15 protein-coding genes are annotated in these 18701 nt (G+C 44.5%); 7 read left to right on the top strand and 8 right to left on the bottom strand.

Annotated features, from left to right (window positions below):
* Nucleotides 1-12: 12 nt before the first annotated feature.
* Nucleotides 13-270: a GlsB/YeaQ/YmgE family stress response membrane protein gene (locus tag D1136_RS06575; RefSeq protein ID WP_161876832.1), complete on the bottom strand. Its 258-nt coding sequence runs from the start codon at nucleotides 268-270 to the stop codon at nucleotides 13-15.
* Nucleotides 271-419: 149 nt separating this feature from the next.
* On the opposite strand from D1136_RS06575, the gene D1136_RS06570 reads away from it, so the two are divergent.
* Nucleotides 420-1301, top strand: a complete 882-nt coding sequence (locus D1136_RS06570) for a DUF3078 domain-containing protein (protein ID WP_161876831.1) — start codon at nucleotides 420-422, stop codon at nucleotides 1299-1301.
* Between the two features lie 66 nt (nucleotides 1302-1367).
* Here the strand turns inward: D1136_RS06570 and D1136_RS06565 are convergent, their stop codons facing one another.
* Genes D1136_RS06565 through D1136_RS06550 form a run of 4 tightly spaced genes read right to left on the bottom strand, consistent with a single transcriptional unit; the run spans nucleotide 1368 to nucleotide 7188 of the window.
* Complete coding sequence (locus D1136_RS06565; protein ID WP_161876830.1) at nucleotides 1368-1985, bottom strand: AAA family ATPase; 618 nt, start codon at nucleotides 1983-1985, stop codon at nucleotides 1368-1370.
* 49 nt (nucleotides 1986-2034) lie between these two features.
* Nucleotides 2035-3399, bottom strand: a complete 1365-nt coding sequence (locus tag D1136_RS06560) for an MATE family efflux transporter (protein WP_161876829.1) — start codon at nucleotides 3397-3399, stop codon at nucleotides 2035-2037.
* A 46-nt stretch (nucleotides 3400-3445) separates the two neighbouring features.
* On the bottom strand, nucleotides 3446-5260 hold the full coding sequence (ispG, locus tag D1136_RS06555; protein WP_161876828.1) for a (E)-4-hydroxy-3-methylbut-2-enyl-diphosphate synthase: 1815 nt from the start codon (nucleotides 5258-5260) through the stop codon (nucleotides 3446-3448).
* Entirely contained in the window at nucleotides 5236-7188 is a 1953-nt protein-coding gene (locus tag D1136_RS06550) for a long-chain fatty acid--CoA ligase (RefSeq protein WP_161876827.1), read from the bottom strand. Before D1136_RS06550 ends, ispG begins: the two co-directional genes overlap by 25 nt.
* A gap of 321 nt (nucleotides 7189-7509) precedes the next feature.
* Here D1136_RS06550 and D1136_RS06545 point away from each other — a divergent pair, with 321 nt between their 5' ends.
* The 6 genes from D1136_RS06545 (at nucleotide 7510) to D1136_RS06520 (ending at nucleotide 14600) form a co-directional block, all read left to right on the top strand.
* On the top strand, nucleotides 7510-9348 hold the full coding sequence (locus D1136_RS06545; RefSeq protein ID WP_161876826.1) for an SUMF1/EgtB/PvdO family nonheme iron enzyme: 1839 nt from the start codon (nucleotides 7510-7512) through the stop codon (nucleotides 9346-9348).
* A 93-nt stretch (nucleotides 9349-9441) separates the two neighbouring features.
* A complete protein-coding gene (cysS, locus tag D1136_RS06540) occupies nucleotides 9442-10917 on the top strand; it encodes a cysteine--tRNA ligase (RefSeq protein WP_161876825.1) in 1476 nt (491 codons plus the stop codon).
* Nucleotides 10918-10942: 25 nt separating this feature from the next.
* Complete coding sequence (locus tag D1136_RS06535; protein WP_161876824.1) at nucleotides 10943-12049, top strand: glutaminyl-peptide cyclotransferase; 1107 nt, start codon at nucleotides 10943-10945, stop codon at nucleotides 12047-12049.
* 25 nt (nucleotides 12050-12074) lie between these two features.
* Nucleotides 12075-12740: a uracil-DNA glycosylase gene (gene ung / locus D1136_RS06530; protein ID WP_161876823.1), complete on the top strand. Its 666-nt coding sequence runs from the start codon at nucleotides 12075-12077 to the stop codon at nucleotides 12738-12740.
* 59 nt (nucleotides 12741-12799) lie between these two features.
* Complete coding sequence (locus D1136_RS06525) at nucleotides 12800-13504, top strand: Bax inhibitor-1/YccA family protein (RefSeq protein ID WP_161876822.1); 705 nt, start codon at nucleotides 12800-12802, stop codon at nucleotides 13502-13504.
* A gap of 100 nt (nucleotides 13505-13604) precedes the next feature.
* Nucleotides 13605-14600 (top strand): class II fructose-bisphosphate aldolase, encoded by a 996-nt coding sequence (locus tag D1136_RS06520; protein WP_161876821.1) that lies wholly within the window; start codon nucleotides 13605-13607, stop codon nucleotides 14598-14600.
* A 130-nt stretch (nucleotides 14601-14730) separates the two neighbouring features.
* Here D1136_RS06520 and D1136_RS06515 read toward each other — a convergent pair whose 3' ends face one another.
* The 3 genes from D1136_RS06515 to D1136_RS06505 are packed head-to-tail and all read right to left on the bottom strand — an operon-like array spanning nucleotide 14731 to nucleotide 18698.
* A complete protein-coding gene (locus tag D1136_RS06515; RefSeq protein WP_161876820.1) occupies nucleotides 14731-15957 on the bottom strand; it encodes a thioredoxin family protein in 1227 nt (408 codons plus the stop codon).
* A 25-nt stretch (nucleotides 15958-15982) separates the two neighbouring features.
* The gene (locus D1136_RS06510) at nucleotides 15983-17164 is read right to left on the bottom strand and encodes a thioredoxin family protein (RefSeq protein ID WP_161876819.1); all 1182 of its coding nucleotides are present in this window, start codon (nucleotides 17162-17164) and stop codon (nucleotides 15983-15985) included.
* Between the two features lie 37 nt (nucleotides 17165-17201).
* Entirely contained in the window at nucleotides 17202-18698 is a 1497-nt protein-coding gene (locus D1136_RS06505) for a RagB/SusD family nutrient uptake outer membrane protein (RefSeq protein WP_161876818.1), read from the bottom strand.
* Nucleotides 18699-18701: the final 3 nt, after the last annotated feature.

Here is an 18701-nt window from a genome sequence, read left to right as displayed (position 1 = left end):
CGAATAACACATTTACTTCGCTCTGGGTCTTTTCTGAAACAAAGAAATAATCCAAAGCAAGACAATAGCTCCGATAAAAGCCACAATCAGATTTGCAATAATCCCGCCTGTAGAATGTAACCCGATCAGACTAAAAAGCCAACCGCCCAGAAGACTACCTACAATTCCGATAAGGAAATTGACAATCAAGCCAAATCCTCCTCCCTTCATAACCGTACCGGCTGCCCAGCCGGCAACAATTCCTACAATAATAAACCATAAAAATGACATAAGCAATCTGTTTTAATATTTGTATAGGTTTTACCGGATAACACCGGAAAAGGTTACAATATCAATAACCCGGAGGTATAGCCTCACACAAACCGGATACAGAAAGAACATTCCTGGCCGCTTTTCCGTAAACCACACAAAAAAAACAAATGATACGTAAAGAATTTTACACATTATTACTGGTCATAGTGACCGGAATAATATTACCGGCCAAAGCTCAACCCGGACTGGATACAACCTGGCGACGGGGAGGAAACATCGGAATCAACCTCAATCAGGTAAGCCTCAGCAATTGGGCTGCCGGAGGAGAAAACGCCGTCGGTTTTAATATGCAATTCAACTATTTCGCCAATTATAAAAAAGGCCGGCATCTCCTCAACAACACGCTGGAAATGGACTACGGACTGAATAAAACCAAATCCGAGGGTACGAAAAAAACAAACGATAAACTCTATCTGTCTTCCATATACGGATACGAGTTGCGGAAAAATTTGTACCTGAGCGGTCTTCTCACCTTCCAGACTCAATTTGCAAAAGGTTATGATTATAATACCGACCCGCGTACTTACATTTCCCGTTTTATGTCTCCGGGATATTTGCTTATCGGAGCTGGTCTTACCTGGACTCCCAGGACCTGGTTTACGGCCACTTTTACACCAGCCACCTGGCGCGGTACTTTTGTCAACAGTAACATCCTTTCGGACGAGGGACAATTCGGCGTTACACCTGGCAAACATCTTTTTTCCGAATTCGGGGCAAATCTCCGAATGGAAGCCCGTTATGAATTCCTGAAAAATATGAGCATATTTTCCAGGCTGGCTTTTTACTCAAACTATCTGAAAAATCCCCAGAATATAGATATCACCTGGGACGTGCAATTGATCATGGCAATCAATCAATGGTTCTCTACTACACTGACCACCAACATGCTCTATGATGACGACACGAAAATTCTGCAAAAAGACGGCAGCAAAGGACCCCGTTTACAATTCAAAGAAGTTTTAGCTTTAGGATTTCAATTTACTTTTTAAAAAACTTTCCCGGATGAAAATGTATTCATCCGGGAAAATTACACACAAAACTTCTTTCCTCCCCGCTCAGAGACGAGCTTCAACAAAAGCCCTGATAAAATCAATGGTTTTCTCTATTCCGTAAAGAGAAGTATTGATGCAGAGGTCGTAAGATTCTGCAGCACCCCATACTTTATCCGTATAATAATTATAATACGAAGCCCTGGATTTATCCGCTTTACGGATATATTCCTCAGCCTCTTTTTCACCAATGTGGTTATATTCCATCGCACGATGGATCCGGTCTTGCCGGGAAGCGCTGATAAAGACCGAAATACAATCCGGATTCTCCCTCAGGATATAATCCGCACAACGGCCGACCAACACACAGGGGCCCTCAGCAGCAACCTTCCGAATCACATCGGACTGAATCCCGAATAAAGATTCGTTGGAGAGATAATCACTGCTTTGGAAAATGGCATTATTTATCGTAAATCCCATAGCCAATGCCTTCAATAAACTCCCGGAAGTCTTCTCATCTGCTTTCTCAAAAAACTCCCCGCAAATACCGCTTTCTTTAGAAGCCAGACTAATCAGTTCCTTATCATAATAAGCTATACCCAATTGCTCAGCCAACTTTTTACCTATGGTACGGCCTCCACTTCCGAATTGACGACCGATGGTTACAATAATACTTTTTCCCATAATATTGATATTGAACTATAAATAAATCACATGACCATATTTTCCTCTTTCATAACAACTCTTCCCCGATTGCTCCCCTCTTGAACTTCTTCATTTGCCAGCCTAACATCAGACCGGTAGTGATTGTAGATAAAGCATCAGCCACCGGAAAACTTCCCCACACTCCGTCGGGTCCCCAATAGTGTGGCAGGATAAACAGGCAGGGTACTAAAAAAATCAATTGCCGGGTCAAAGAAAGAAAAATAGCCTTCCCGGCCATCCCGATAGACTGAAAAAAACTGGTAGACACCATCTGAAATCCGATTACCGGCAGCATCAGCAAAATCAATCTCATGCCATGTTCCGCCAAGCCGATCAATCCCTCGTCCGTAGTAAAAAAACGAATAATCGTACGCGGGAAAATCTGACAAATCAGAAATCCCAGTGTAGTTACCGTAGTACCGCATAAAATGGTGTATTTAAGAATCTGAATGACCCGTCCGGATTGCCGCGCACCGAAATTATACCCCGCAATCGGCTGCATGCCCTGATTAAATCCCATTACAATCATAATAAAAAGAAAAACCACCCGGTTAATAATGCCATAAGCGCCAATATACATGTCCCCGCCATGTGTTTTTAATCCGTTATTCACCAACATCACCACCAGACAGCTGCATATATTCATCAAAAAGGGAGAAAGGCCAATAGCCAACATACTCCATACAATATGCCATTTCACATGAAATATACCACGCTGGAAACGAATATAGCTCTTCCGGCTGATAAAATGTACCAATACACCAAGCAAAGCCAGGAACTGAGCACAGATGGTTCCCAATGCAGCACCCCGGATTCCCATATCGAACACGAAAATAAACAAGGCATTCAATACCCCGTTTATGGCCACGGCAAATAAAGTAGCCGCCATCGCCCTTTGCGGATAACCGGAAGCACGCATCACCTCATTCAGTCCCATATATATATGAGTAATCAGATTTCCGTAAAGAATCACTTTCATATAATCGCGGGCATAGGGCAACGTATCTTCACTGGCTCCAAAAAAATAAAGAATAGGTTCCAGAAAAATCAGACATACCGCCATGAACAGCAACCCGATGGTTATATTCAGTAAGAGCACATTTCCCAATACCGCCTCCGCACTTTTGAGGTCTTTCTGTCCCATTTTCACAGATACCAGGGTAGAAGCACCCACTCCCACAAGAGAACCAAAAGCCGCAGCCAGATTAATAAAAGGGAAGGTAATTGCCAATCCGGCAATAGCCAGGGGCCCCACACCATGCCCGATAAAAATGCTATCCATCATGTTGTACAACGAAGCCGCTGTCATGGCTATAATAGCCGGTATAGCATAGCGCATCAACAATTTTCGAATATCCTCCGTACCCAAAGCCAGAGGAGTCTTTTCAGTCATACTTCATCATTTAAAGTTATTGAATCATTCCCCTTCAAATCACCGCCTATGAATTAATGATTGCTTTCAAAGCTTCAATAGCCTCCTCTTCCGGAACAGCCGTACGCACCATCTCCCGTCCTTTATAAAGGTTAACCTTACCGTTCCCGGCACCCACATACCCGTAGTCTGCATCTCCCATTTCACCGGGGCCATTGACAACACACCCCATAACGGCAATCTTCAGCGTACTCAGATGCCCGAAAGCAGCTTTTACCTTAGCCACTGCCCCCTGCAAATCGAAGAGAGTGCGCCCGCATCCGGGACAACTGATAAACTCAGCTTTATAACGACGCACTCCGGCTGACTGCAAAATGTTTTGCGAAAGCTGAACAGAAAATTTCACATCCGACGTACAAATCCATAATCCCCACGCCAACCGGTCCAGGAAAAAGCCCCCTAACCGGGAAGCCGCCAACAAAGTATTCTTCCGATTATCATTCCCCGGCAAACATATCCGCAAAACCACCCGGTTCTGTACATTTCCCTCCCATAATTCACGGAAAACTTTCCGAAAATAACCATAATCGGGTTCACCCGCCACCACCAATATTACCCGCTCATCCTTTCGCAAACGCTCCAGAAAAACCTCATCCAATTCTTCCAAAACATTTATCTCCACCAGTGCAGAGGTATCTGCTCCCCACCCTTCCAAATATTCTTTCACAGACAACAGAGGCACTGCCCGGCGATTGTATACATGAGCCATATCCAGCAACTCCGGAGGGACCACCACCATCGTCTCCGACGGCAACTTAGTCAATTCGGGTCCAAGAGTTTCCGTATATATCATCTCAGGAACCTTTACTCCTCCTTTTAAACGCGACCCCCGAACAGCATCTGTTTCTCCTTTTTCAAATCCCAATTGCCTGCTTATCTCTTCATCCCACACTTTCAATCCGGACAAATCAGCCACCACCACCGGATGATTACACTCTCCTTTCAACGGAAACCCGGCCTCTTCATAAACGGGACGGTCGCATAACTGTACCAGCATCCGGGCCACCGGGATTTCAGCTTCCGGCTCTTCCGTTAAGGACACCCGTATCGTATCTCCGATCCCTTCATTCAACAACGTTCCTATACCAATTGCCGAGCGAATGCGCCCATCTTCTCCTTCTCCGGCTTCCGTAACTCCCAGGTGCAAAGGAAAATTCATTCCCTCCTTTTCCATTTCCCGGACCAGCAGCCGGACCGCATCCACCATCACTCCGCAATCACTGGATTTCAAAGAAATCACCACCTGCCTAAAATCCACTGCCTGGCACACCCGCAAATACTCCATCGTCGCTTCCATCATACCGGCAGGAGTATCTCCATACCGGCTCATCACCCGGTCTGAAAGAGAACCGTGATTGGTACCTATGCGCACAGTTGTCCCATATTGCCGGCAAATATCCAAAAAACGGGTAAATTCCATCCGCAATCTGTCCAACTCAGCCGCATATTCCTCGTCTGTATAAGCCAGCGTCTTAAAAGTAGCCCTTTTATCCACAAAATTCCCGGGATTAATCCGGACCTTCTCCACATAACGGGCAGCCACCAAAGCCGCCTCAGCCACAAAGTGAATATCCGCCGACAAAGGAGTCTCATACCCCCGGGCCCGTAAAGCAGCATGGATTTCTTTCAACTTTTCCGCCTCTTTCACTCCCGGGGCTGTAATCCGCACTAACTCACCGCCGGCTTCAATAATCCGGATGGCCTGCTCCACACACGCTTCCACATCCATGGTGGAAGTATTCAGCATGGATTGCACCCTAACGGGAGATTCTGAAGACAATACCAGATTCCCTACCTTTACTGTTCCTGTTTTCCTGCGCATATACTTTCATTTTCAAAATACATTCGGATATTTTTCGTATTCCGGACATTCCGGATATTTTTACCCTCAGGGGTGTACATAAACTCCAGTTCTTCGCGGAAAAGCTCGTATACCTTCCGACGCACCACCTTTCCCGTCGAATTGACGGTCCCATTGGCTTCCGACAATCCGGCAGGCAAAACGGCAACTACCGCCGGCAACCACCGTTCAGGAAACATCCCTTCATATTCTCCGCCTTTCCGGAATTTCATCAACTCTTCATACAGTTTATCCAGCATCAGTTTATAAGCTTCCACAGTACCCGCCTTCTCTCCCTTCCGGGCTGTATATTCCAGAAGCGCTGTCTTCCGAGGCACCAGCAAAGCCGAAGTATAGGGAGACTGATTGTTGTACAGGAGACAATAATCCACATACGGAGACAATTCCACAATAGCCTCTTCTATGCCCTCCGGACTGAACTTTTCGCCGTCACCGGCTATCAATAAGGATTTAAAACGTCCGGTCACATAAAGCATCCCCCGGTCACCCAAATATCCCCGGTCACCCGTATAAAGCCAACCCTCCCGAATCACCTCCGCCGTTGCAACCTCATTCTTCCAATATCCTTTCATCACATTCCCGCCCCGGACTACAATTTCCCCTTTTTCACCCTGTGGTACTTCTCTTCCCTCCTCATCACAAATCCTGAGCTCCAACGGCTGTACCACCTGTCCGGAAGAACCGAAACGACATCGGGCAGCATGATTGGAACTAATCACGGGAGACGCCTCCGACAGCCCGTATCCCTGATACATCGGAATCCCCAATGCATAATAATAACGCTGTAATTCCGTATCCAACAAAGCCCCGCCTCCGATAAAAAACTGCAAATTTCCACCGAACACCCTGCGAATCTTAGCAAACACCACCCTATCCCACAATTTCTGTAAAGGCCACAAAAAAACTTTCAAACCAAGCCGCTTGTCAGGTCCTGGTCCCTGATAAACATATTTCAATTTCAACCCCCATCTGTACAGCCACCGGGTCAATTTCCCCTTCCGGGAAATCTCACTTTCTATATTCTTCCGGAAATTCTTGGCAATAGCCGGCACACTCAACAGCACATGGGGCTTAATCTCCTTCATGTTCACCGGGATATTCCGGAGATATTCCACCGGCGACCTGCCAAAATCCACCGAAGCCAAAGAAGCTCCGTTATACATAAATGAGTAAATACCGACAGTGTGGGCGAAACTGTGATCCCACGGCAAAAACAGCAAAATTCTGTAATATTCCGGTATACGGATCAAAGAATCGGACTGCAATACATTACACACATAGTTTCCATGAGTGAGCATCACTCCTTTCGGCTCCGCCGTGGTCCCTGAAGTATAAGATAAAGTAGCCACATCCTCCGGCCCCACCGCCATCGCCCTCTGCTCCACTTCCGAAGGATATTCTTCCTGCCGGAGATTCCCTTCATCTTTCAACCGCTCAAAAGAAGTATATTTTCCTTCTTCCGGGTTCGTTTGCCGCAATACAAATATTTGTTCTATTCCGGAAATTTCCTGCTCTATCCCCCGGATAGTCTCTGCATAATGGTCGGAAACAATCAGGAAACGCGCTCCGGAATGGTTTAACCGGAAAACCAATTCCCCCGGGCTGAGTTTTATACTCAACGGAACATGAATACCTCCGGCATATAAAATTCCCAATTCCGCATATATCCAATCATTACACCCCTCGCTCAACAAAGCCACACGCTCTCCCGCTAGCAACCCTCTCCCCATTAACCCCGAAGCAACATATCCCACCTGCTCCCGAACCTCTAAGTAAGTCGCAGGCTGATATTTTCCCTCCTTCTTTTCCCACAAATAAACATTCCCGGGGAATTGCTCACAACTCCGCTCCAGCAAATCAATCACCGTATTTATTTTCCTGCCCATCATTCCTGCAAAGATATAAAATCTGCCCCACTTTACAATCCGCCTTTCTATCTTCCCCCTTCCGCCAATCAATTTATTTACCTTGCTTGATTTTACAAAATCAAAAAATATTTAATAAAACATAACCGAAATTCAAGAATTTAATATTTATTTGCATAAATTACTCAAACATAGATTTAAACAAACCCGGGGATATTGCAAATTCTCTCCCTTATGCCGAAGAAATAAATCCTGGAAAATTTTATATAGATCCAGAATTTGAAGAAAAAATCAGATTAATATGTACTCCCAAAAATTGGATAGTGAACCCTATAGATAATCATTATGAGACCCATAAATTTTATATGGATAGTTATTTGTTTGCTTCTCGGAATAAGTTGCCGCAATGACGATGCCCAATTTGAAGAGTTATGGGAATACGTGAATAATATGGCCGACCGACTTGCCAGGTTCGAAGCCTGGCAAGAAAAGGTAAATCAAAACTTAGATGTCTTACAAAAATTGGTCAATGTTTCTGTTGAAGGCAAAAGCATTACGAATGTTACAGACATCGGAGAAGGGTATCGTATTGAATTTTCCGATACCACTTTTATAGTCATACGTCACGGAAAAAAAGGAGAAAACAAAATTCCAACAATTTCCCTGCGAGACTCATCGAACGGAAATTTTTACTGGACTGTTGACGGATATTTGTTAAAAAACATGGAGGGAGAACCGGTACAAGCAAACGGACAGCAAGGAGAATCCGGGAAAGATGGAACCACACCCCAACTCCGAATAAATAAACAAACCCTAATATGGGAAGTTTCTCTTGATGAAGGCAAACAATGGGAATCCTTGGGAATAAAAGCAAATGGTCCCCAGGGAGAACAAGGAGAGACTCTTTTTGCCAAAGACGGCATAAAGCTTCATGAACAATATGTAGAGTTCAAATTAGCTGATGGAACCACTTTATTCCGGCTACCCCGAATCAGCGAAAGTAGTTTATATTTTCCGGAAGGTACTTCCTTTATTGGACTTCCCGGTAAAAACATGGAAATTCCTTTCGTTTTTACAAACACTGACAGTACTGGCGCAACAGTTTATGCAACAGGTAACGGAGGCTGGACAGCCTCCATAAAAATAACCGGAACAACCGAAGGACAAATTATATTAACTCCTCCAACAACATTGCAATGCGAAACCACAATTCTGATATTTCAGAATAATAAAAACGGTACGGTCAAAACCTATCCTCTTACTTTAAAAATGCCCCCCGGAGAAATGATATTCGTACCGGGAGGAAATCTTGATATATTAGGAGAAAAGTTCTATGGATGGGACATTGACGATTTCTGGATTGGGAAAACAGAAGTCACATGCCAGCAATTCTGTGATTTTCTGAATGCTATGACTCCTATCCCTGACACCATGCTTGACAATCGACTGCAAACAAATGGTGTTCATTGGTTTGCAATGGCAAATTGGTATCATAGGCCCGGAGATGTTAAGCTCCTCAAGCATGATATGATAGAATATTCTCATCCGACCGGAAGATGGATTCCGAAAATAAAAGAAATTCATTATAAAACCGGAAACCGCTACGAAAGTGTAGCGGATTTTCCTATCACTGCTATCTGCTGGGGCGGAGCACTTGCATACTGCCAATGGGCCGGAGGCGACTTGCCCACAGAAGCTCAATGGGAATACGCGGCAAGAGGTAGTATCCTTAATCCTCAAGCTCCAACAGATATTTATGCTGGCGACAGCGACCCTTTTAATACAGCATGGATCGATGAAAATAGCAAAGAAGACGGAACGCCTGATCTCGTTTGGGGGCTGCATCGTGTAGCAAGTCTCCAGCCTAACTTTTTAGGAATTTACGATATGGTCGGTAATGCTGCAGAGTGGTGTAAAGATGAATATGACCCAACTATGCGCATCTGGAAACCCTTGAACGGAAGCGGTACAACAGGGAAAACAAATCCTCAGGGTTATTTTTCAAATCTGCCTCAAGAAATGAAAGAATATCTAATTCGTGGAGGAAACTCTATTACGCCCTATAGTCCCTCTGTTCGTACAAGGCATTCCAGATACTACGATGATTCCCGGTACAATGGAAGCAATCTATTAATGAGCGAGGGATTTCGTTTAGTGTATAACTCTAAACTAAATGTACGATAATTAAATTCGGTCCCTTTCGCTCCCCAACAATCATGTTATTTTATTCATTATTTTTCTTTACCTTTACAGTCCGAATATTTATTTGTTAAAACCATGAAAGAGCACTTAATCATATATAACACCCTGACACGCAAAAAAGAAGTATTCGAACCGATAAATCCCCCCTTTGTGGGATTGTACGTCTGTGGTCCCACCGTCTATGGAGATGCCCATCTGGGCCATGCCCGTCCGGCCATTACTTTCGACCTTGTTTTTCGTTATTTACAGCATTTAGGTTACAAGGTGCGTTATGTAAGAAACATCACCGATGTCGGACACCTGACGAATGACAGCGACGACGGAGAGGATAAAATAGAAAAAAAAGCCAAGCTCGACCGTCTGGAACCGATGGAAATTGTGCAGTTCTATACCAACCGGTACCACAAAAACATGGAACAACTCAATACGTTGCCTCCCAGCATAGAACCCCACGCCTCAGGACATATCATCGAGCAGGAGGAATTGGTAAAAAAGATTCTGGATAACGGATATGCCTACGAAAGCGACGGCAGTATCTATTTCGATGTGGATGCTTACAGTAAAAAATACAACTACGGCAAACTCTCCGGACGTCGGGTGGATGAATTAATTGCCAATACGCGCCAGTTGGACGGACAGAGCGAAAAACGGAATCCCGCCGATTTCGCCTTATGGAAAAAAGCCACTCCGGAACACATCATGCGCTGGCCCTCTCCCTGGGGTGATGGTTTCCCCGGATGGCACCTGGAATGTTCCTGTATGAGCCAAAAATATCTGGGCGACCGGTTTGACATCCACGGAGGAGGACTGGACTTGCAGTTTCCCCACCATGAATGCGAAATCGCACAAAGCACTGCCGCTTATGGCCACGAAGCGGTTAAATACTGGATGCACAACAATATGGTCACCATCAATGGTCAGAAAATGGGCAAATCTCTGGGTAATTTCATCACGCTGTACCAACTTTTCTCAGGCGACAATGATGTACTCGAACAGGCTTATTCTCCGATGACCATACGCTTTTTTATCCTTCAGGCACATTACAGGAGTCCGCTGGACTTCTCCAACGAAGCCCTGAAAGCTGCACAAAAAGGGTATGAAAGAATGATGGCGGCAGTAAATGCCCTCGATAAAATCAAACCCTCGGCCGAAAACACGGTAGCCATAGACGACTTATCCGCCAAATGCCATGAAGCCATGAACGATGACCTGAATACCCCTATCCTGATTTCCCATTTATTCGACGGGGTGCGGCTCATCAATTCGCTGATAGCAGGAAATGAAAAAATCAATCCAGACAACCTGACTAAATTAAAAAAACTGTACCACGATTTTGTCTTTGATATTCTGGGCTTAAAGGCAGAAAGCGAATCAGCCAGCCAAGACCGCGAAGTCATGGGAAAAATACTGGATATGGTCATGTCTATCCGGACAGAAGCCAAACAAAAAAAGGACTGGGCCACCTCCGACAAAATCCGGGACGAACTGAAGGCAGCCGGAGTAATCATCAAAGACACCAAAGACGGTTACGAATGGAGTTTAGAAAACTAATTTTTCCTTGTATTAATTTTAGTTCATGGCGTCTTACTTATACTATCTGATCTGCATTATCTTCCTTTTTTCATGTGGAGACGGGAAAAGCAAACAACAGGAAAAATCTGTCGTTACCCTTCACCGAACTCCTCCGGAAAAGACAAAGCAGGTGAACAGTATAAAAATCATTTCTCCGGAAAAAAATAAACTCTACACTTATCACGAAAAAGTGCCTGTCCGTTTCAGCAGTAAAGACCATTATTCCATCGACTCAGCCGTCATTTACGTCAATGGCAAACCGGTTGCCCATACAGGCAAGGAAGTCTGTGAATATACTTATAAAATACCGGCAGATAAGGTGGGAACCACTACGATTAAAGTAATTGCGTGGCATCCGGACGGCAAACAGGGAATAGCCTCCACTCAGATTCAGGTAAAGCCGGACCAGGCTCCTGTTTCCCGCCAATATGAAATCGTACACGTTTATCCCCACGATCCGGAAGCCTATACCCAGGGATTGCAATATCAGGACGGCTATATGTATGAAGGTACCGGACAATACGGCGAATCTTCCCTTCGGAAAACAGATATGAGCAACGGAAAAATCATATCGGTGCTGAACATAGACAGCCAGCTTTTCGGAGAAGGGATTACCATCTACGGAGATAAAATCTATCAAATCACATGGCGGTCACGCAAAGGTTTCATTTATAATTTAAAAACTTTCAGTCTGGAATCTACTTTCCAATATAATTCGGAAGGTTGGGGAATCACTACAGCAGGCGACAAGCTGATTATGAGCGACGGAAGCCATAAACTTTATCACATCGCCCCTTCCGGCTTTCACATACTGAAAGAAGTAGAAGTTTTCGACCATACAGGTCCCGTAGAACAACTCAATGAACTGGAATATGTGGAAGGTCTGGTGTGGGCCAATGTCTGGCAGACCGACCGCATTGTCGCCATCGACCCGGAGACGGGAGCCGTTAAAGAAGACATTCATCTGGACAGTTTGTTAACCCCCGCTGAAAAAAGCAAGCTCACAGACCATGACGACGTACTGAACGGCATTGCCTGGAATCCTCAAAAAAAGACATTTTATGTGACCGGCAAACGGTGGCCCAAACTGTTCGAAATAAAAATGAAATAGTTATTCATGTGCTAATCAATAAAGTATGGATGTAAAAATCGAAGAATCCTGGAAAGAATTACTGAAAGATGAATTCGAAAAACCTTATTTTTCAGAGTTGATCCGGTTTGTGAAAGATGAATATGCCCATAATCGGATTTTTCCTCCGGGGAAACTGATTTTCAATGCATTCAACCATTGTCCGGTAGACAACACCAAAGTGGTGATTCTGGGCCAGGACCCTTATCACGGTCCCGGGCAGGCTCACGGGCTTTGTTTTTCCGTTCCGGAAGGAATAGAGCAACCTCCTTCTTTACAGAATATCTTCAAGGAGATACATGACGACTTAGGTACTCCCATTCCCGAATCAGGAAATCTGGAACGCTGGTCTGACCAGGGAGTATTACTTTTAAATGCCACCTTAACGGTAAGGGCACATCAAGCCGGTTCCCACCAAAACAGGGGATGGGAAACTTTCACCGATGCCGTTATCCGGCTTCTTGCCGAAAAGAAAGAACACTTGGTCTTCCTGTTATGGGGGTCTTATGCCCAAAAGAAAGGAGCATTCATTCGCACCGACAAACACCTGGTTTTGAAATCTGTACATCCCTCTCCCCTTTCGGCAAACCGGGGAGGATGGTTCGGTAATCATCAATTCAGCCGGACAAACCAATACTTAAGCGAAAACGGTCTGACCCCCATTCTGTGGTAAACAGAACAACCGCCCACAAAAGAGAAATTTAAACGAAAACCAACTTATACTTAAAAATCATGAGTTACGAAACACAATTATCTAAAGGACAATATCAGACAACAGTAAAAACGACAACCAAAACCCTTGTTCGGAGTGTTTATATCTGGATGTGTACAGCCCTTTTGCTGACCGGAGCCACTGCGTCCCTTGTAGCCGGGAGTCCCAGTTTACTGGAAGCCGTATTTTCCAATCGCATCCTATTTTGGGGTATCATCATCGCACAATTCGGGTTAGTATGGGCCATCTCAGCAAAGGTAACCTCTTTCAGCTTTCCCACCCTCTCGGGTTTGTTTATGCTTTACTCTGTTCTGACCGGAATTACCTTTTCCGTTTTCTTTCTGGCCTTTACTGCAGCCTCCATCGCTTCCACATTCTTTATTACAGCCGGAACTTTTGCCGTGATGAGCCTTTACGGTTTTATCACCAAAACCGACCTGACTAAATTAGGCAATCTGTGTCTGATGGCTTTAATCGGACTTATTATCGCATCCGTAGTAAACATGTTCCTAAAAAGCGAAACCATGTACTGGATTGTGTCTTATGTCGGGGTGTTGATATTCATCGGCTTAATCGCTTACGACACTCAAAAAATCAAAGCCCTGGCCACTTTGGAAGAAAACGAACATACCCAGAAATTAGCCATCTGCGGAGCTTTGTCCCTGTACCTTGATTTCATCAACCTTTTCATCAGGCTGCTCCGAATTTTAGGTCAAAGAAAATAAAAGCCCGAACCCGCAAACGGGAATTTTATTTTCAATCATACCATTTTTTATAGAGAAATAGTTACTTTTGAACAGATAAAAAAAATCAAATACATACGATATGGTTAACTACAAAGATTTAGGACTGGTTAACACCAGAGAAATGTTTAAAAAGGCAATGGCCGGCAAATATGCTATCGCCGCTTTCAACTTCAACAACATGGAGCAGATGCAAGCCATCATCCAGGCTGCTGTTGAATGTAAATCACCGGTAATCCTCCAGGTATCCAGTGGTGCCCGCAAATATGCTAATCAGACCCTTCTTCGCTATATGGCTCAGGGAGCTGTAGAATACGCAAAAGAACTGGGCTTAAACATACCCATCACTCTTCATCTGGACCACGGCGACAGCTTCGAACTATGTAAAAGCTGTATCGACATGGGCTTCTCTTCAGTCATGATTGACGGGTCTCATCTTCCTTACGAAGAAAATGTGGCCCTGACTAAAAAAGTAGTGGAATATGCTCATCAATACGATGTGACGGTAGAAGGAGAGCTGGGAGTTTTAGCCGGAGTGGAAGACGAAGTTTCGGCAGAACATCACACTTATACTGAACCGGAACAGGTAGAAGATTTTGTAAAGAAAACCGGAGTGGATTCATTAGCAATCTCTATCGGTACCTCCCATGGTGCCAATAAATTCAAGCCGGAGCAGTGCACCCGCAATGCAGACGGCATTCTGGTTCCTCCCCCCTTGCGTTTTGATATTCTGAAAGAAGTTGAGAAACGTATTCCGGGGTTCCCAATTGTCCTGCACGGTTCTTCTTCCGTACCACAGGACAAAGTAGCCATTATCAACAAATACGGCGGAGCATTGAAAGATGCAATCGGCATTCCGGAAGAACAATTACGTGAAGCTGCCAAATCTGCCGTTTGTAAAATCAACATCGATTCAGACGGTCGTCTGGCCATGACGGCAGCCGTTCGCGAAATCTTCGCAACCAAACCGGCAGAATTTGATCCCCGTAAATACCTGGGACCGGCCCGCGAATCTCTGAAAGAACTTTATAAACACAAACTGACCGACGTCTTGGGAAGTGCCAATACTGTTCAATAAAAGACAGTTTCTAAATAAAAAGAACGGGATTCATTTCTGAATCCCGTTCTTTTTTCCTTTCCTTCCCCAAAAAAGGCTTTACCAACTCCGTGGTAAAGCCTTTTCAAATTTGCAAAAAATGGAAACCTCATCAATTCATCCTCATGGCACGAATTGCACGTCCGCCACTTCTTCTCTCTCCCTCTTTTGAATACTTTTCTTCTTCCATTTTCGATTTATCAGCACCCAACGTATCCCCGATCTTAGTCTGCAATCGAGCCTTGGAATTCATCAGTTCAGCTTTAGCAAAATAATCAGGAGTACCGGCACATACCTGGTCTATCCATTGAATTCCTTCTTCCACCAATGCCTTGTCATCACAAAGGGTCAACGCTTCAATGTTACGCTGGAAATAATATTTGCCGGTTCCGTTGCGGAAAAGATTGTAAGCGAAAACTTCCTTCATCTTGTCCAGCATGCCGCGGAAATCTCCCTTCCGGATATAAGCCGCCGTATACAGATTGGCCAATGCCTCTGGAGCTGCCGCATAATCAATGGAAAGCAGATAATCAATCATATCCGCATTCCGTTGTTCATCAAAAGCTTCTTCCCGTTCCGGACTCCATGCAGCCAAAGCCATAGCTGCCCCCTTAATGCAATTATCCAGCTTATAATCTACTACCTCTTTGCCGGCCAGTGCATAAAACTTCTCCCGATTTGCCATTACCTGCTTCAAAGGAGCGGAAAGCGGGTCATTGAGGTATTTTTTTATCAATTCCCAATTATCTTTTGTTGCTAACTGTTCATCAGAAAGCGTTCCCAAATATTCAGTAGCAACTTTTCCCTGTTCGTCAGTCATGTAAGCAGCAGAAAGCACTGCCAGATAATTACCTAAAAACTCCGCTCCCCTTTCGCCATCTGCATACCGTTTGATCATAGCACTCAGATTGTTTTGCGGGTCATTGGCAGCCTTACCTCCGGCAATCAGCCAATCTGCAGTACCTGCACCGACCATCTTGTGAACAACTGCCTGAGTTGAAGGATCTACAAAAACCAAAGTGGGGAAAGCTTTCACCCCGAATTTCTCTTTCAACAATACCCCATCCGCATCTTTTTCCATGTCATATTTCGCATTCACAAAAGTCGCATTAAAAAAATCGGCTACCGCATCCTGCGTAAACACCTTATTTGCCAGCATTTTACAGGGACCACACCAAGAGGTATAGCAATCAACGAATATCAGTTTTTTTTCTTTTTTCGCTTTTTTCAGAACTTTTTTCCATTCTTTAGTTTGCTCAAAACTGATACTCCTGTTCTGAGCATCCACACTGACCATCATACCGAGCATCAACAAAGCCCCTATAATCATTCTTTTCATATCTCTTTTTTATTTAAAAATTACTTTACATCCCCATTGCAGGCATGGCAACACTTTCTTTTTTCTTACCGCTCACCATCTCCTCCAATTTATCCGTTAAAGCCTTACCGCGCAAATTCTTGCCGACAATCCGACCTTCTTTGTCAAGCACTAAGATATAAGGAATTCCGGAAAACTGATACTGTTTCATCACATCTTTTCCGGCTTTGGGAGCCTGCGCCTGATACCAAGGCATGTTTTCATCTTTCATCGCCTTTCGCCATGCAGCATCGTCTTTATCAATGGAAACGCTGAAAAATTCCACATCTTTATCATGATACTTTTTATAAGCCTCTTTCAAATGAGGTATCTCAGCCCGGCAAGGACCACACCAGGAAGCCCAAAAATCCAGTACTAAAATCTTTCCTTTGAAATCCTGAGGTCCCAATTGCTTATCGCCCTCCGGGGTAGGGAAAGAAAATTCAGGAGCCGGTTTCCCTTCTGCCAAACGCTCTCTCTGTGCCTTCGCCTCAGCCATATCCTGCTTGTATTTCAACAAAGGTGCATAGTTCGGATTCCGGGCTTCCAGTTTTGCCAAAACACTTTCCACAAAAGCCTCGTTTTCTGCCCCCCGCAATCCCGGCAAAAGAGCCAATACACTGTTGCGGTCGGCATAACGCTCAGCCAGATATTTCGTACGGGCCAACGACTCTTCTCCTAACATTTTATAAAAACTACCGGATAACTCCTGCTTTGAGGCCATATCCAAATCCGGCGTACGATACACACCCTGGGATATACCAATCATCAATTGATAACCTCGGTAGTTATTCCAGTTCATCAGGTTCATCAACTCATTATTCGGACCTCCGTGGATATAAACATACGGGGGATTTTTTATTTTAATACGTGCTGTATCCATTCCCCGGAAATCAATCTCCAAATCTTCATCCTCTGCCCAAAACTGCACACTCTGCCACCTTTGGCAATCCAAAGTATAAACACCGGGCCGCTCAACATTCATCTTCAACTCATATGTACCATCTTCCTTTACTTCACAAGAATCAATAAGTATTTTATTGAAACCATTCCGTTCAACAATCTGCATTTTGAAATGATTGTCGGGAAACTGTACTTTCCCTTTGATAGTGATAGTCTTTCCGGTAGGAGTTTCACATGCCCCCAACACCAAACAGGCATACAATACAAAAACTAATAATTTTCTCATCATTGTCATTATTTAATATTATTAAACCCATACTTCGTTAAAAGCCGGTATTCTGCCGGATAGCCCCTCCGGAAATCGTAATCTCATACTGAGGCACCGGAAAATTCTTCTTATTGTCCGGCAACTCATTCCGAAGCTTTTTTCCCGTACGTATCAAATCCCAACGATAATGTCCCTCATAAGCCAACTCCCGCCTGCGTTCCAACAAAATCGCCTCAAGCAACTCTTCCGCATTACCAAAAGAAGCAACCGTATAAGCCTCCGGCTTATTTTCTGCAGTAAACGGCCGAAGGCGAATATCATTCAGGTGTTGAACCGCTTCTGCGTCCACATTGTTGGAGATCCGTGTAATAGCCTCAGCATAGGTCAGTTTCACTTCCGACAAACGCAGATACATCACATCGTTATATCCGCCGGAACTGCTATATTTCAATGACGTCTTCAATGTAAGGTATTCCGAAGAAGCACCTGCACCAATCAATGAACCTGCTCCCCGTAAATCATTCTCCTCATAGAAACTCGTATCGTCGATATGAAAAGACCGCTTATTGAAATACGCTGTCAACCCATGAGGGTAATTTTCCACACTATTTCCACTCGGTTGATAAAACAAAACCTCACTATTATTCAATACCGGATTCGGATAAGCACCCGCAGCATCTGCCACATTCAAGGGAAACAGACCATTCAAATAAGCCTCAGGGCTGTCATCGAATACATAATTCGGATTTTTCAATACCATATCTGCCAGATTCGCAGCCATCTGCAAGTCAGCCGTCACATTATTGTATGTACCCCTGTACAAATATACCCTCGACAACAAGGCCCTCGCTACGCTTTTCGTTGCCCGGTAACGTTCCGTCACTGCAACAATCCCATCCGGCAAATCCTGAATTGCTTCCGTCAAATCGCGGATAATCCACTCGTAAGTCTCCCCCACAGTCGTCCGCGACTCTATATTATCCGGATTATAACCATCATAAGGCGTCGTGCGGATAACCAATCCCAAACCGTCCATATTCCCCATCAACGCCTGGTCTCCGAACAACTGTAAAAGCAAGAGATTTTCGTAACCCCGCAGAAACTTGGCCTCTGCAATATGCTGTGCCATCTTATCCGGATTATATTTCCCGTACTTTGTTACTCCCGCAATGACGTTATTGGCATAATCAATGGCATTATACCCGCCGGTCCACATCGAACGGATAAAGCCTTCATGGTCATCCTGCGTATACTCCGCCGTCTCCACATCTAAAAAACTGTTCGCCGTAGACTGGGCTTTCAAATTGCCCGTTCCCACATCTCCCATTAAACAAACATATCCCGAATTGGCATAATTATTCTGGTCATTAGGTGCACCGGCAAAAAAAGAATTCAGGCGGACATAAGCCCCGAACAAAGCAGCTTCCGCCGTGGTTTCGTTCTTATATACATTTTCGTTCACCATTACATTCTCCGGCGCCAAATCCAGATTACACCCTCCGGAAAATATCCCTAAGCCCCATACGGCTATCTGATATAATTTCTTCTGCATAGT

Source organism: Odoribacter sp. Z80, assembly GCF_009935865.1.
Classification (GTDB): domain Bacteria; phylum Bacteroidota; class Bacteroidia; order Bacteroidales; family Marinifilaceae; genus Odoribacter.
The sequence above is the reverse complement of the archived record's forward strand: the minus strand, read 5'-3'. Positions and strand labels throughout refer to the sequence as shown.

What these genes read in the sequence shown, in the direction of transcription:
- D1136_RS06575 (WP_161876832.1), bottom strand. Translation starts at nt 270, where the DNA reads ATGTCATTTTTATGGTTTATTATTGTAGGAATTGTTGCCGGCTGGGCA.
- D1136_RS06570 (WP_161876831.1), top strand. Translation starts at nt 420, where the DNA reads ATGATACGTAAAGAATTTTACACATTATTACTGGTCATAGTGACCGGA.
- D1136_RS06565 (WP_161876830.1), bottom strand. Translation starts at nt 1,985, where the DNA reads ATGGGAAAAAGTATTATTGTAACCATCGGTCGTCAATTCGGAAGTGGA.
- D1136_RS06560 (WP_161876829.1), bottom strand. Translation starts at nt 3,399, where the DNA reads ATGACTGAAAAGACTCCTCTGGCTTTGGGTACGGAGGATATTCGAAAA.
- ispG (WP_161876828.1), bottom strand. Translation starts at nt 5,260, where the DNA reads ATGCGCAGGAAAACAGGAACAGTAAAGGTAGGGAATCTGGTATTGTCT.
- D1136_RS06550 (WP_161876827.1), bottom strand. Translation starts at nt 7,188, where the DNA reads ATGATGGGCAGGAAAATAAATACGGTGATTGATTTGCTGGAGCGGAGT.
- D1136_RS06545 (WP_161876826.1), top strand. Translation starts at nt 7,510, where the DNA reads ATGAGACCCATAAATTTTATATGGATAGTTATTTGTTTGCTTCTCGGA.
- cysS (WP_161876825.1), top strand. Translation starts at nt 9,442, where the DNA reads ATGAAAGAGCACTTAATCATATATAACACCCTGACACGCAAAAAAGAA.
- D1136_RS06535 (WP_161876824.1), top strand. Translation starts at nt 10,943, where the DNA reads ATGGCGTCTTACTTATACTATCTGATCTGCATTATCTTCCTTTTTTCA.
- ung (WP_161876823.1), top strand. Translation starts at nt 12,075, where the DNA reads ATGGATGTAAAAATCGAAGAATCCTGGAAAGAATTACTGAAAGATGAA.
- D1136_RS06525 (WP_161876822.1), top strand. Translation starts at nt 12,800, where the DNA reads ATGAGTTACGAAACACAATTATCTAAAGGACAATATCAGACAACAGTA.
- D1136_RS06520 (WP_161876821.1), top strand. Translation starts at nt 13,605, where the DNA reads ATGGTTAACTACAAAGATTTAGGACTGGTTAACACCAGAGAAATGTTT.
- D1136_RS06515 (WP_161876820.1), bottom strand. Translation starts at nt 15,957, where the DNA reads ATGAAAAGAATGATTATAGGGGCTTTGTTGATGCTCGGTATGATGGTC.
- D1136_RS06510 (WP_161876819.1), bottom strand. Translation starts at nt 17,164, where the DNA reads ATGAGAAAATTATTAGTTTTTGTATTGTATGCCTGTTTGGTGTTGGGG.
- D1136_RS06505 (WP_161876818.1), bottom strand. Translation starts at nt 18,698, where the DNA reads ATGCAGAAGAAATTATATCAGATAGCCGTATGGGGCTTAGGGATATTT.